The sequence below is a fragment of the Stenotrophomonas sp. STEN014 genome (assembly GCF_056760315.1).
In genome coordinates this window covers 470,930-485,287 of the sequence record NZ_JBRREN010000002.1, presented here as the reverse complement: position 1 = coordinate 485,287, position 14,358 = coordinate 470,930, and the positions used below count along the sequence as shown (strand labels likewise).

Below are 14,358 nucleotides of genomic sequence, written 5' to 3'. Positions count from 1 at the left end.
TCATAGCGATCTCCCCAGAAACGCGTTGTGAACTCATTGGATTCCCGTCCCGATCCGCGACGGTTCGAAGCTGCCCTTGCAGAACCAGCCCTCACAATTGAGCCAGATCAGGAAGGCCTTGCCGCGCAGATTCTGCTCCGGCAGGAAATGGGTCTGGGTCCAGAAACGGCTGTCTTCGCTGTTGTCGCGATTGTCGCCCATCACGAAGTACTGGCCGTCCGGCACCACCCAGTCCCCCTGCCCCATCGGACTGGCGCGCCCCAGCCATTCCAGAACAGTGTGCGTGCGCCCGGGCAGATTTTCTGTGAGCAAGGCCGCACCGGTCATTTCCGTACCGCGCCCTTTGCCGATGTATTCGCCGAGTGCCTGGTAAGTCACCGGCTCGCCGTTGATCGACAGCGTGTCACCGTGGAAGCCGATGCGATCTCCCGGCAAACCCACCACGCGCTTGATCCAGTTCTGGTCCGGCGCGTGCGGCGGCTTGAACACCACCACATCGCCGCGTTTGGGCTCGCCCACCGGAATGATCTTGGTGTTGGTGATCGGCAGCCGGAAACCATAGGAGAACTTATTGACCAGGATGAAATCGCCGATCAGCAGGTTGGGCATCATCGAGCTGGACGGGATCTTGTACGGCTCGGCAACGAAGCTGCGCAGTACCAGCACCACGGCCAGCACCGGGAAGAAGGCCCGCGAGTAATCGACCAGCGCGGGTTCTTCGCCCTCCAGCAACGAGGCATTGGCGGCCCGACGCTTGGCCAGAAACCACTTGTCCAGCAACAGCACCAAGCCCGAACCCAGCGTCAATACCACCAGGGCGATTTCAAACCATTTCATCCGTCATCCTTAGCGTTGCAAAGACGCAGCCCGGGGCAAGGCCCGATTACTTGTTGTCCATCTGCAGCACGGCCAGGAAGGCCTCCTGCGGAATTTCCACGCGGCCGACCTGCTTCATGCGCTTCTTGCCTTCCTTCTGCTTCTCCAGCAGCTTCTTCTTGCGCGAAACGTCGCCACCATAGCACTTGGCCAGCACGTTCTTGCGTATCGCCTTGACCGTGGTACGGGCGATGATCTGCGCGCCAACTGCGGCCTGGATGGCCACGTCGAACATCTGCCGCGGGATCAGGTCTTTCATTTTTTCGCACAGTTCACGACCACGGCGGTCCGCATGGCTGCGGTGCACGATCAACGACAACGCGTCGACCTTGTCGCCATTGATCAGCACGTCCAGGCGCACGAACGGACCGGCGTCGAAGCGCACGAAGTGGTAGTCCAGCGAGGCATAGCCACGGCTGACCGACTTGAGCTTGTCGAAGAAGTCCAGCACCACTTCGGCCATCGGCAGCTCATAGCTGATCTGCACCTGGCTGCCCATGTAGTTGATACCGATCTGGCTGCCGCGCTTCTCTTCGCACAGCTTGATGATGCTGCCGATGTGTTCCTCGGGGGTGAGGATGTTGGCGCGGATGATCGGCTCGCGGATCTCTTCCACCTGGTTGATCGGCGGCAGCTTGGCCGGGTTGTCCATCATCACGATGCTGCCATCGCTCTTGAGCACCTCGTAGATCACCGTCGGCGCGGTGCTGATCAGATCGAGGTTGTACTCGCGCTCCAGGCGCTCCTGCACGATTTCCATGTGCAGCATGCCGAGGAAGCCGCAGCGGAAGCCGAAGCCCATCGCCTCGGAGCTTTCCGGCTCGAAGCGCAACGCGGCGTCGTTCAGGCGCAGCTTGTCCAGCGCCTCGCGCAGATCCGGGTAATCGTCCGCATCCACCGGGAACAGGCCGGCAAACACGCGCGGCTGCATTTCCTGGAAACCAGGCAGCGGCTCCGGGGCGGGGTCGGCCAGCAGGGTCAACGTGTCGCCGACCGGCGCGCCATGGACGTCCTTGATGCTGGCATTGATCCAACCCACCTCGCCAGCGCGCAGGGCCGGCATTTCCTTGCGCTTGGGAGTGAACACGCCGACCTTGTCGACCAGGTGCCAACGCCCGGTCGACATGACCTGGATCTTGTCACCGGCCTTGATCTGGCCCTGCATCACCCGCACCAGCGAGACCACGCCCAGGTAGTTGTCGAACCACGAGTCGATGATCAGCGCCTGCAACTTGTCGCTGCCGCGGTCGGCCGGTGGCGGAATGCGGTGCACGATGGCTTCCAGCACGTCTTCCATGTTCAGGCCGGTCTTGGCGCTGACCGCCACCGCGTCGGAGGCGTCGATGCCGATCACCGCCTCGATCTCGGCCTTGGCACGATCGATGTCGGCCGTCGGCAGATCGATCTTGTTCAGCACTGGCACCACTTCCAGGCCCTGCTCGATGGCCGTATAGCAATTGGCCACCGATTGCGCCTCCACGCCCTGCGCCGCATCCACCACCAGCAGCGCGCCCTCGCAGGCGGCCAGCGAGCGGCTGACTTCATAGGAGAAGTCCACGTGCCCGGGGGTATCGATGAAGTTCAGGAAGTAGGTCTGGCCGTTGCGCGCCGTGTAGGGCACCGACACCGACTGCGACTTGATCGTGATGCCACGTTCGCGCTCGATCGGATTGTTGTCGAGCACCTGCGCTTCCATCTCGCGCGCGGTCAGACCGCCGCACAGCTGGATGATGCGATCGGACAAGGTGGACTTGCCGTGATCGACGTGGGCGATGATGGAGAAGTTGCGGATCATCCGCATTGAATCGTGTGACATAGGTGGCGGCGGCGCGCGGCGTCGTCAGGATAACGGTGCATTGTCGCATGCAACCCCCCCTCCAACACAAACCGGATGAGAGCTCCCCCTCATCCGGCGCTACCACCTCTACTTTTTATGCGCCAAAATTTCTCACTGGGTCAGAAAATTTCACAGAGCCATCGTCATACCTGTACTCATAGACAGAAAAGCTATTACCCTCCCCATCTGAGAAAGTATGGATCACGACCTCAGTCATTGTGGGTTGACTTACTGTATTTTCCCCACCCTTACCGGCCCATACCATTCCCGACCACGAAAGTACAAAAGCAGCTAAAACCGAAGCAGCAAACCTCTTCATCGTCATTTCCTTTGAAATAAAGACATTCACAACCTTTAAGCACGGACTCAAACCCCGTGCAATCTAACTATATTGCAAAATCTCTCCAGCGTCTCCAATTTAGTTCCCCACATCAACTGCGATAAAGGCACTACTGGAGCCAGCACGAACTAACAACATCACTACATCACCTTTCTTGTAATTAGTCAGTTCGCGGTTGAACGCGGCCACGCTGCCTATGGAGGTTCGGCCGACCTGCAGTACTACCATGCCCGGCACCAGCCGCGCGTCGCGCGCGGCTTGGCCGTTTACCCCGGTAATGCGTATGCCCTCGCCGGTGTCAAGCCCCAACCGCTTGCGCTCAGCGGCCGTTAGGTCGGCCACCTCTAGTCCCAGCAAGGTATTGGCATTAGCCTGCGGCTCGTGCTCGCCGGCCGCGACATTGGCCGGGCGAGCCGCATCCTCTCCAAGCTCGGTCAGGGTCACGGTGATCTCGCGCTGCTTGCCGTCGCGCAGGATGCCCAGCCGGACCTTGCTGCCCGGCGGCATCGCGCCGATCAGCGGCGGCAGGTCGCTGGAAGCTGCGATCTCGGCGCCATTAACCGAACGGATGACGTCTCCGATTTCTAGGCCGGCTTTGCGGGCCGCGCTATCTTCGACCATCTGGTTGACCAGCGCGCCGCGGCTGTCCGACATGCCCAGTCCCCGGGCCTTCAGCGAGTCGATCGGCTCGACCACGACCCCCAGCTGGCCACGGCTGACCTTGCCGGTCTTCTTGATCTGCTCCACCGCGCTCATCGCCAGGTCGATCGGGATGGCGAAGCTGATACCCATGTAGCCGCCGGACGCCGAGAATATCTGCGAATTGATGCCGACCACCTCGCCGCGGGTATTGAGCAGCGGGCCACCGGAATTGCCCTGGTTGATCGCCACGTCGGTCTGGATGAATGGCACATAGCGCTGTTCCTGGCCACCGGTATTGCGCCCCAGGGCACTGACGATGCCGGCGGTAACCGAATGGTCCAGGCCGAACGGCGAGCCGATTGCCAGCACCCACTGCCCCGGCTTGAGCGTGTTGGAATCGCCCACGCGCACCGTCGGCAGGTTCTTGCCTTCGATCTTCAGCAGCGCCACATCGTACTGGGCGTCGCTGCCGACCACCTTGGCGGTGAATTCGCGGTGATCATTGAGCTTGACCTTGACCGACTCGGCGCCATCGATGACGTGGTGGTTGGTCAGCACGTAGCCATCGGTGGAAATGATGAACCCCGAGCCCATGCTGCGCCCGCGCGGCCCGTTGTCCGGACCCTGCGGCCCCGGCATCTGGAAATCCGGACCGAAGAAGCGGCGGAAGAACTCCGGCATCTGCTCCATGTCCGGACCTGAGCCAGCCATCCGCGGGTTGCGTCGCGCGCCGATCACGGTTTCCACGTTGACCACACCCGGCCCGACCTGGTCGACCAGCTGGGTGAAATCAGGCAGGCCACTGACAATCTGCGGCGCGGGGGCTGGACTACGGGCCGCCGTCACCTGTTCGGTGGGCGCGACCGGAGCCGGACTCTGCGCACAGGCCACCAGCGGCAACGTCATCGCCAACAGGCCGAACACCTTGGTAGGAATATGAGGGGTCATAAAAATGCGAGTCTCCGATTCAGTCAAAGCGGCAAGAAACATCTGATGACAGCGCGCCTGCGACGGCACGCCGGCAAGACCTCTGAGCGGCCAGCGGCAGCGATGGTCGCGGCCGCAAACCCGCCCTCATTGGCGCGGCAACAATCGGCGCAATTCGGCCGTATCGGCCCCTTGTTCGGGCAGCCGCGGCTCGAACGGGTAGAACGTTCCACTCCGTTCCTGCTGCGCGGGGAAGCTGGCATTGAGCGCTCCCTGCCCCAGCGATGGCGCCACCGAAGAACGCGGCCAAGGCCGTGCTTGCAGGGTGTTGGCGCTGCTGCCGAACGGATCCTGACGCAGCACCGGTGAGATCGGTGTCACTGCCGGCAGCGACGGTGCCGCGGCGATCGCCCGCTGCGGCGGCTCGGCCATGCGCACCGCACTGGCACGTGCCGATTGCCGGCTGCGCGTGGCGCTGCCGCGACGCGTTGCCTCCTGACGGCGGGCGGCGGCAACGGCGACAGCCGAAGCCGAGGCCACCGAGGCAGCGGCATCGGTCGCCCCCGGCGCAGGACCGGTCGCCGCCGGTACCGCCGGCGAGGTGATCTGTGCCGTGGTAGCGATCACCGGGTCGGGCATCGCCGTTTCCGGCAGCTGCTCGCGGGCCATGAACAGGGCCACCGCGGCAACCGATGCCGCCAACGCGGCCCCACCGCCCCAGCGCGCCCAACCGCGGCGCGACGCCTGCCGCGACGCCATGCTGACCGGGCCGTACTGGCCGATGTCGGCCGTGATCGCCTGGCGGACCTTCAGGCCAAAATTGCCCGGAGCCGGCGCACAGGCCTGGCCACGCATCGCGTCGCCCAGCAGCTGCCAGCGCTCCTGGCAGCCGGAAAGTTCACCGTCATGCTCGATCCGGCGCAGCATGAAGCGCGCCTCGTCGGGCGCCAATTCGCCATCCACCAGCGCCGACAGCTGCTGCCGGTAGTGGGCGTGGAATTTGTCGACAGGGGTGTCCATCAGCTCGGGAATACGGTTGTCGGGATTCATGCGCGACTCCGCTCACGGGTGGCGCTGGCGGTATCCAGCAAAGGACGCAGCTGGGCATCAATGGCCTCGCGCGCACGGAAGATCCGCGACCGCACCGTACCGATCGGACATCCCATCTTCTGCGCGATTTCCTCGTAACTCATACCTTCCACCTCTCGCAACGTAATGGCCGAGCGCAGCTCTTCGGGCAACGCATCGACCGCCTTCATCACGGTCTGTTCCAACTCCTGCCGCATCAGTTCGCGTTCGGGCGTATCGGTATCGCGCAAGCGGGTCCCACTGTCGAACTGTTCGGCATCCCCGATGTCGATGTCGTCCGTCGGCGGTCGCCGGTTGTGCGCGGCCAGATAGTTCTTCGCCGTGTTTACCGCGATCCGGTGCAGCCAGGTGTAGAACTGGGCGTCGCCGCGGAAACTCCCGATGGCGCGATAGGCGCGCACGAAAGTGTCCTGGGCCACGTCCTGACATTCACTCCAGTCGGCGATGTAACGCCCGATCAGCGCGATGACCCGATGCTGGTACTTGCGCACCAGTACATCGAATGCCGCACTCTCGCCGCGTTGCACACGCCGGACCAGTTCCAGATCCAGCTCCTGCGGTGTTTCAACCTCGGCCATAACGGGCCGCACTCCTGTCAGCCCAACCGACGTCGGGCAATGAGACCGCTGCTCGCGGTAAAAGTTCAGTCCCCTCGCCGGAAGGGGGCGCACCGGCTTTTAACTCCCGTTCGGATAGCGTGTACGGGAGTGCCAGACGGCGCGAGCGCATCACATACCCAAGCATTGGGATTTGACGCCGGGGAAACAACCTCTGGATCATAGCGATCTTCTCCATACACAACCGGATGGAACGTCCCATGCTTTCAGGCTTCGATGGGCTCCGCTTCAATCATTGGCACACCGAACTGCGCGAAGACGGCATCGCCGTGCTCAGCCTCGACCGCAAGGACAGTCCGGTCAACGCCATGTCGCAGGACGTGCTGCTGGAACTGGGCGATATCGTCGAACGCCTGGCCATCGACCCACCCAAGGGTGTGGTGGTGCGCTCGACCAAGCCGGCCGGGTTCATCGCCGGCGCCGACCTGAAGGAATTCCAGGAGTTCGACCGCCGCGGTACGGTCAACGACGCCATCCGTCGTGGCCAGAACGTCTACCAGAAGCTGGCCGAGCTGCCCTGCCCGACTGTCGCCGCGATCCACGGCCATTGCCTGGGCGGCGGCACCGAGCTGGCGCTGGCCTGCCGCTACCGCGTGGCGTCCAATGACGCCTCCACACGCATCGGCCTGCCGGAAACCCAGCTGGGCATCTTCCCGGGCTGGGGCGGCAGTGCGCGCCTGCCGCAGCTGGTGGGCGCCCCGGCGGCGATGGACATGATGCTGACCGGCCGCACCCTGTCGGCCTCGGCCGCGCGCGCGATTGGCATGGTCGACAAGGTCGCCGCCCCGGCGGTGCTGGTCGATGCGGCCATCGCGCTGCTGCAGACCGGCGTGACCCGCCCGTTCAAGCAGCGCGCCACCGCCTGGGCCACCAATACCTTCCTGGCCCGCAAGCTCCTGGCCCCGCAGATGGCCAAGCAGGTCGCGCGCAAGGCCAAGAAGGACCAGTACCCGGCGCCCTACGCGCTGATCAGCACCTGGGAGCGCACCGGCGGCAGCCCGATCCAGACCCGTCTGGACGCCGAGCGCCGCGCCGTGGTCAAACTGGCCAGCAGCCCGACCGCGCGCAATCTGATCCGCATTTTCTTCCTGACCGAACGGCTCAAGGGTCTGGGCGGCAAGGATTCGGGCATCAAGCACGTGCATGTGGTCGGTGCCGGCGTGATGGGCGGCGATATCGCCGCATGGGCGGCCTACAAGGGCTTCAACGTCACCCTGCAGGACCGCGAGCAACGCTTCATCGACCCGGCCATGACCCGCGCGCAGGCGCTGTTCGACAAGAAGGTGAAAGACCCGGCCAAACGCCCGGAAGTCGTCGCGCGGCTGAAGGCCGATCTGGCCGGTGACGGCGTGGCCGTGGCCGATCTGGTGATCGAGGCGATCATCGAGAACCCGGAAGCCAAGCGTGCGCTGTACCAGACGCTGGAGCCGAAGATGAAGGCCGATGCGCTGTTGAGCACAAATACCTCGTCGATTCCGCTGGTCGAACTGCGTGACCACATCCAGCGACCGGCGCAGTTTGCCGGCCTGCACTACTTCAACCCGGTAGCACAGATGCCGCTGGTGGAGATCATCCACCACGACGGCATGGCCACGGAAACCGAAAGACGCCTGGCTGCGTTCTGCAAGGCGCTGGGCAAGTTCCCGGTGCCCGTGGCCGGCACCCCGGGCTTCCTGGTCAACCGCGTGCTGTTCCCGTACATGCTCGAAGCCGCCACCGCCTATGCCGAAGGCATTCCCGGTCCGGTGATCGACAAGGCCGCGGTCAAGTTCGGCATGCCGATGGGCCCGATCGAGTTGCTGGACACCGTGGGCCTGGACGTTGCCGCAGGCGTCGGCAAGGAACTGGCACCGTTCCTTGGCCTGCAGATCCCGGCCGCACTGGCGACCGTCGAGCCGAACAAGCGCGGCAAGAAGGATGGCCAGGGTATCTACAAGTGGGAAAACGGCCGCGCGGTGAAGCCGGAAGTGGCCAAGGACTACCAGGCGCCGTCGGATCTGGAAGACCGCCTGATCCTGCCGTTGCTCAACGAGGCGGTGGCCTGCCTGCACGACGGGGTGGTCACCGATGCCGACCTGCTCGATGCGGGCGTGATCTTCGGCACCGGCTTTGCCCCCTTCCGCGGCGGCCCGATCCAGTACATCCGCGCCGCCGGTGCCGATGGCCTGGTGGAAAAGCTCAAGATCCTGCAGGGCCGTTATGGCGACCGCTTCGCGCCGCGGCCGGGCTGGGAGCTGCCGGTACTGCGCGAACCGGTGGCCTGATCCCGGAGGGGACCATAAAGAAAAACGGAGCCTGACGGCTCCGTTTTTCTTGCGGATGGACCGCGACGCTAAAAGGCAGGCAATCGACGACGCTGACGTCACTGACCTCGGCGGGAGGCCCGCAACCGGATTGATGCAGGCGTCGCGGCGCCGGCTGCTCTCGCACACTCAGCGATGCACCGCGCCATGATGCCCCTGACGATCCGGCCCATGCGCATGGTCTTTGTGATCGTGATCGTGATCGTGATCGTCCGCAGTCTGCGGCTTCACCTGCGCGCAGTCATCGCCGCAGTGGTCCACCTCCACCTGCAGCGTCACATGGTCGATGCCGAAACGCGCGTGCAACAGGGCGGCCAGTTGCCGGCGCAACACGTCCGCCTCCTGCCCGTCACGCATCACCACATGCGCGGTCAACGCCGGCGTGCTGGAAGCCAGCGCCCACACGTGCAGATCGTGGATGTCGGCAACCCCGGGCTGCCCCCGCAGCACCTGTCCCACATCGGCCAGCACCACGCCGTTGGGTACCCCTTCGAGCAGCACATTGATCGCATCGCGCAGCAGCACCCAGGTACGTGGCAGCACCCACAGTCCGATCAGTACCGCCAGGATCGGATCGACCAGGGTCCAGCCGGTGAAATGGATGACCAGACCGCCGGCGATCACCGTCACCGAGCCGAGCATGTCGCTCCATACTTCCAGATAGGCGCCCTTGACGTTCAGGCTCTCGCCACTGCCGGCACTGAGCAGGCGCATCGCGATCAGATTGACCACCAGGCCGAACGCGGCGACCCACATCATCCCAGTGGAGGCGATGGCCTGCGGCTGCTGGAAGCGCTGCACGGCCTCCACAAGGATGTAGACGCCAACTCCGGCCAGCAACAGGCCGTTGACCACCGCACCGAGAGCCTCCAGCCGGGCGTAGCCATAGGTCCGCCGCGCATCGGGCGGGCGTCGGCTCAGCCGCACCGCGGTCAGGGCGATCATCAGGCCGATCGCATCGGTGGCCATGTGCGCCGCGTCGGACAGCAGCGCCAGGCTGTTGGTCCAGAACGCCCCGATGACCTCGACCACCAGATAGCAGGTGGTCAGCCCCAACGCCCACCACAGGGGCTTCTCGTGGCGGATCTCGCTGGGCAGGTGATTGTGGTCGTGGCTCATGATCGACTCCGGGAAACCGGGTCAGCTTAGTCAGCCGCCAGCGGCGGAGACTATTACATCGCCGCTGCGGCCATCCCTCAGCGTGGGCCGAGCACCGCCTCCAGGTTCTTGCCCTGCGGCATGCCCGAGCGCAGCTGCACGAGGCCGCTGGCATCCTTGAACACGATACCCGGCGTGCCCTGGAAGCCCAGTTCCAGCATCGCCATCTCATTGGCGCGCAGCTTGGCCTGCACCGGCGCCGGGACCGTCGCCGCCGGCTTGATGCCGCCCTTGGCGAAGTTGCGCTCGTTCTCCAGCAACGCATCCACCGGCGAAGCGGCACCGAGGATCGCGGCGGCCTTGTTGGCGCTGTCCTCGCGGATCACGCCGACCAGGATCTGCCGGATCTGCACTTTGCCCGACTCCACCCACGGTCGCGCCGCCTGCCAGAAGTGGTTGCAGTACGGGCAATTGGGGTCACTGAAGGAATAGATGATGCGCGGCGCATCGGCCTTGCCCTCGGCGATCCAGTGGCTGCCCTCCACCGCGGCCCATGCCTTCTGCCCCATCGGCCCGTGCACCAGCTCCTTGAGTTTTGCGGCGCTCACATCCTCGCCCTTGGCGTTGACCAGCGTGCCTACCACCGCGTACTGGCCATCGGCCGAGACATACACCGCCAACGGTTCCTGCCCGGCCACACCGGCATAGCCGGTCAGGCCGACCGGCGTTTCAAACGTGCCCATGAACTCCACGCCCTGCTCGCGCAGGGTCTTGACCACCGCCGGCTCTGCGGCGGTATCGGCGGGTTTCTTCGCGGCAACCGGTACCGCCGCCGGGGCGGCGTCACGGGCGCAGGCGACCGGAGCCAGCAAGACGGCCGAGAGCAGAAGCAGCGCGGGACGGGAACGGATCATCATCAACCTCGGAATGGAACGGTTATTGGATCTCGCGCACGCGGGCTTCCAGCGTGGCACGTGAAAGTTCACCCATATGGGCGCGGACCAGACGCCCGTTGGCGTCAAAGAACAAGGTGGTGGGCAGCGCACGGGCGCCGGTCTGGCGCATGACCTCCGACTCGGCATCCAGCAGCACGTTGGCCGGCGACATCTGTTCGGCGTGCAGGTAGTCCAGCACCTCCTGCGCCACTTCGCCTTGGTTGGCGAACACAAAATTCACCGCCGGATGCGCCTGCTGCGCCTGCACCAGCACCGGCATCTCGCGCCGGCACGGGCCGCACCAGGTCGCCCACAGATTCAACACCAGCGGGCGCCCCTTGTAACGGTCAAGCGGGACCGGCGCCCCCTGCAGATCCGCCAGCACCGCCACGGGCATGCTCACCGTAGATCGCTGCACCGCGAACAACACCATGCCGCCGATCAGCCAGAACGCGGCACCGGCCACCAGCCCCAGCAGCACCGGCTTGCGCGGCACCGGATGGCGCGTCTTCCAGAGCGCGTACAGAGCAGCGACCACGATCCCGGCAGTGATGGAGAAACCGCCATCGCCCAAGCGGATGATCGATACCGGATCGGCAAGATAATCGCGCAGATGCCACAGCACATGCACCAGCCGGGCCGCCAGCAATCCGCACAGGAACGCATCCAGCACGATCGCCCCAACACGGCTGCGCAGGCCGCCAGCGTCGGCGGTCACTCCCCGCGCCAAGCCCCAGGCCACTGCCAGCGCCGCCAGTGCGACCAGCGCCATCAAGGGAAATGGACCGGCACTGATCACGACACACGCTCCACAGCGCTGACAGGCCTGTCAGGTAGGAGTCGTGGAAGCGATCGGCCCGCGCCGGCAGGTTGTGCGAGCAGAAAAGCAGAAGTCATGGTTAACAGCATGGACGAAAGCAGCCGATTCAGGCTGAACCAACCCCCGCAGTGGCCCCACCGAATAGCCATGAAGCTCACGCTCGGGACAGTTGGAGATCATGGCGCATCCTCGATCGCCAGTGGGGCGAAACGGATGCAATCGTGCAGACACATTCGAACCTGCACTCCTGCTTGCGGAGTACCGCTCCAGCACACCGCTCAAGGTCTCGCTGCTTCCGCCCAAGGCCTGCCTGGACACGCGAAGCCGCCGCAAGTGCTGAGCACTTGCCTCATGGCCCGATAGCCGCGCACTGCGGGTACACCTGTCCGTATCGCCTTGCTCGCGACCTACATCCTGTCAGGATCCAGACGTCACAGCGCAGATCGACCAGCGCCTTGCCGGGCAAGTTCTCGGAAACAGACGGACCGCTTGCATCGTGATCTTCCGAGCCGCCAATACAGACGGATATGCCGATAGATCGCGATGCAGCTCAGACATCGCGCCAGCCCACCGCAGCGTTGTAACGGGCTTCCTATTGATTCTGCTCAGACCAGATTGCAGAGCGTGGGTGATGGGCCGGAATACCCCACAACCCGCCACATCAATGCAGACAGCGTGCACGGTGCCGTGCCGGCAAGTCGACGGTAGGCACAATCATCTCGCGCCCGAGTCATCCCTCGGCATGCCTGCTTAACCGTTGCCACCCGGGCGACAGGCTTTACGCCGCCACATTGCGAACTCACCGGCCAAAACAGGACAGCCCCGGCGGACCGGGGCTGTCTTGGTGACCGGATACGGCCGGACGCGGCTTAGAAGTTGCGCGGACCGCGCGGCTTGAAGCCACCGTCACGACGCGGGCCACCCGGGCCACCGGGACGACCGGCCGGCTTCGGCCCGCTCTTGCTGAAGCGCGGCTTGAACGACGGCGCGGCGCCGCCCTGCTCTTCGCCTTCCTCAACCCGGCGCATCTGCAACTGCTGGCCGGACACCCAGACCTTCTTCAGGTGCTGCAGCACATCGCTGGGCATTTCCGCCGGCAGATCCAGTACCGAGTGGTCATCATGGATGTCGATGCGGCCGATGAAACGGCTTTCCAGCCCGGCCTCGTTGGCGATCGCGCCGACGATGTTGGCCGGTTTCACGCCGTGCATATGGCCCACTTCGATACGGAAGGTTTCCATGCCGACTTCCGGGGCACTGCGCGGCGCCATTTCACGACGCGGACGCTCACCGAACTCGCCCTCACCACGCGGCGGACGCGGAGCACGCTCGCCCTCGTCATGCCGCGGAGCACGCTCGAAACGCGGCTCGAACCGGGCCGGACGCTCGCCACGCTCCTCACGACGCGGGAAACCGCCGTCACGCGCCGGACGTTCGTTGCGGCCAGCCGGCTGCTCGCGCATCCCGGTACGCACCGGCGGCGCCAGCAGGAACGGAGTATCGCCCTGCAGCAGCTTGGCCAGCGCGGCAGCGATGTCGATCGCCGGCACGTTGTTTTCACTTTCGTAGCGCTGCACCAGATCACGGTAGAAATCGGTGTCGCCGGAGGCCATCGCCTGGCCGATGCGCTCCAGGAACTTGGTGACGCGGTGATCGTTGACCGCATCCACGCTCGGCAGCTGCATTTCCTCGATCGGCTGGCGCGTGGCGCGCTCGATCGAGCGCAACATGCCCTTTTCGCGCGGAGTGACGAACAGGATCGCCTCGCCGCTGCGACCGGCACGGCCGGTACGGCCGATACGGTGCACGTAGCTTTCCGTGTCGTACGGGATGTCGTAGTTCAGCACGTGACTGATGCGCTCCACGTCCAGGCCACGGGCGGCCACGTCGGTGGCGACCAGGATGTCGAGCTTGCCTTCCTTCAACTGCTGGATGGTGCGCTCACGCTGGGCCTGCTGCATGTCGCCATTGATGGCAGCGGCGGCCATGCCACGGGCCTGCAGCTTTTCGGCCAGCTCTTCGGTGGCGGCCTTGGTACGCGCGAAGACGATCATCGCGTCGAAGGGTTCCACTTCCAGGATGCGGGTCAGTGCATCGAGCTTGTGCATGCCGGCCACCCACCAGTAGCGCTGGCGGATGTTGGCCGAGGTGGTGGTCTTGGACTGGATGGTCACTTCCACCGGATTGCGCAGGTAGGTCTGCGCGATGCGACGGATGGCCGACGGCATGGTGGCTGAGAACAGCGCGACCTGGCGCTGCTCCGGCAGCTTCTTGAGCACGGCCTCGACATCGTCGATGAAGCCCATTCGCAGCATTTCGTCGGCTTCGTCGAGCACCAGCGTCTTGAGCTCGGACAGGTCCAGCGTGCCGCGGTTGAGGTGATCGATCACGCGACCGGGGGTGCCGACCACGACGTGCACGCCGCGGCGCAGGGCCGACAGCTGCTGGCCGTAGGGCTGGCCACCGTAGACCGGCAGCACGCGGAAGCCGGGCATCGCAACCGAATAGCTCTGGAAAGCTTCAGCGACCTGAATGGCCAGCTCGCGGGTCGGTGCCAGCACCAGGACCTGGGGCTTGGTGGCGGAAAGGTCGATATTGGACAGCACCGGCAGCGCGAAAGCACCGGTCTTGCCGGTACCGGTCTGCGCCTGGCCAAGTACGTCACGGCCTTCCAGCATTGCCGGGATGGTGGCAGCCTGGATGGGGGACGGGGATTCGTAGCCGACTGCGGCTACCGCCTTCATCACAGACTCGGAAAGACCGAGATCTGCGAACAGCAGCGGTTCGGGGGATTCTTGGGACATGGGTAACTCCGGGGGCCACACCGCGAACGGGCGGGCGAAAAGACGCATATTGTGCGCCCAAATGCACTGT

General features: G+C 64.8%; 10 protein-coding genes. 1 reads left to right on the top strand and 9 read right to left on the bottom strand.

Annotated elements, in window-relative coordinates:
• Positions 1-33: 33 nt before the first annotated feature.
• From lepB to rpoE, 5 genes are all read right to left on the bottom strand, one after another.
• On the bottom strand, positions 34-837 hold the full coding sequence (gene lepB, locus ACVOMC_RS04920; RefSeq protein WP_481523035.1) for a signal peptidase I: 804 nt from the start codon (positions 835-837) through the stop codon (positions 34-36).
• Between the two features lie 46 nt (positions 838-883).
• A complete protein-coding gene (gene lepA / locus ACVOMC_RS04915) occupies positions 884-2,677 on the bottom strand; it encodes a translation elongation factor 4 (protein WP_481523068.1) in 1,794 nt (597 codons plus the stop codon).
• A gap of 454 nt (positions 2,678-3,131) precedes the next feature.
• Positions 3,132-4,643 carry a DegQ family serine endoprotease gene (locus ACVOMC_RS04910; protein ID WP_481523034.1) on the bottom strand — a complete coding sequence of 504 codons (1,512 nt, stop codon included), beginning with the start codon at positions 4,641-4,643 and terminating at the stop codon, positions 3,132-3,134.
• 126 nt (positions 4,644-4,769) lie between these two features.
• Positions 4,770-5,672 carry a sigma-E factor negative regulatory protein gene (locus tag ACVOMC_RS04905; protein ID WP_481523033.1) on the bottom strand — a complete coding sequence of 301 codons (903 nt, stop codon included), beginning with the start codon at positions 5,670-5,672 and terminating at the stop codon, positions 4,770-4,772.
• Entirely contained in the window at positions 5,669-6,289 is a 621-nt protein-coding gene (gene rpoE / locus ACVOMC_RS04900; protein WP_481523032.1) for an RNA polymerase sigma factor RpoE, read from the bottom strand. Before rpoE ends, ACVOMC_RS04905 begins: the two co-directional genes overlap by 4 nt.
• A 239-nt stretch (positions 6,290-6,528) precedes the next feature.
• Here rpoE and ACVOMC_RS04895 point away from each other — a divergent pair, with 239 nt between their 5' ends.
• A complete protein-coding gene (locus ACVOMC_RS04895) occupies positions 6,529-8,592 on the top strand; it encodes a 3-hydroxyacyl-CoA dehydrogenase NAD-binding domain-containing protein (protein ID WP_481523031.1) in 2,064 nt (687 codons plus the stop codon).
• Between the two features lie 168 nt (positions 8,593-8,760).
• Here ACVOMC_RS04895 and ACVOMC_RS04890 read toward each other — a convergent pair whose 3' ends face one another.
• From ACVOMC_RS04890 to ACVOMC_RS04875, 4 genes are all read right to left on the bottom strand, one after another.
• Positions 8,761-9,750, bottom strand: coding sequence for a cation diffusion facilitator family transporter (locus ACVOMC_RS04890; RefSeq protein ID WP_481523030.1), 990 nt, complete (start codon positions 9,748-9,750; stop codon positions 8,761-8,763).
• 77 nt (positions 9,751-9,827) lie between these two features.
• Positions 9,828-10,643, bottom strand: a complete 816-nt coding sequence (gene dsbG, locus ACVOMC_RS04885; protein WP_481523029.1) for a thiol:disulfide interchange protein DsbG — start codon at positions 10,641-10,643, stop codon at positions 9,828-9,830.
• A gap of 22 nt (positions 10,644-10,665) precedes the next feature.
• Positions 10,666-11,463: a TlpA family protein disulfide reductase gene (locus ACVOMC_RS04880; protein WP_481523028.1), complete on the bottom strand. Its 798-nt coding sequence runs from the start codon at positions 11,461-11,463 to the stop codon at positions 10,666-10,668.
• Positions 11,464-12,353: 890 nt separating this feature from the next.
• Complete coding sequence (locus ACVOMC_RS04875; protein ID WP_481523027.1) at positions 12,354-14,288, bottom strand: DEAD/DEAH box helicase; 1,935 nt, start codon at positions 14,286-14,288, stop codon at positions 12,354-12,356.
• Positions 14,289-14,358: the final 70 nt, after the last annotated feature.

Bases quoted from the DNA above. Each gene is read 5' to 3' on its own strand.
- rpoE (WP_481523032.1), bottom strand. From the start codon at position 6,289: ATGGCCGAGGTTGAAACACCGCAGGAGCTGGATCTGGAACTGGTCCGG.
- ACVOMC_RS04875 (WP_481523027.1), bottom strand. From the start codon at position 14,288: ATGTCCCAAGAATCCCCCGAACCGCTGCTGTTCGCAGATCTCGGTCTT.
- ACVOMC_RS04895 (WP_481523031.1), top strand. From the start codon at position 6,529: ATGCTTTCAGGCTTCGATGGGCTCCGCTTCAATCATTGGCACACCGAA.
- lepA (WP_481523068.1), bottom strand. From the start codon at position 2,677: ATGCGGATGATCCGCAACTTCTCCATCATCGCCCACGTCGATCACGGC.
- dsbG (WP_481523029.1), bottom strand. From the start codon at position 10,643: ATGATCCGTTCCCGTCCCGCGCTGCTTCTGCTCTCGGCCGTCTTGCTG.
- ACVOMC_RS04890 (WP_481523030.1), bottom strand. From the start codon at position 9,750: ATGAGCCACGACCACAATCACCTGCCCAGCGAGATCCGCCACGAGAAG.
- lepB (WP_481523035.1), bottom strand. From the start codon at position 837: ATGAAATGGTTTGAAATCGCCCTGGTGGTATTGACGCTGGGTTCGGGC.
- ACVOMC_RS04910 (WP_481523034.1), bottom strand. From the start codon at position 4,643: ATGACCCCTCATATTCCTACCAAGGTGTTCGGCCTGTTGGCGATGACG.
- ACVOMC_RS04905 (WP_481523033.1), bottom strand. From the start codon at position 5,672: ATGAATCCCGACAACCGTATTCCCGAGCTGATGGACACCCCTGTCGAC.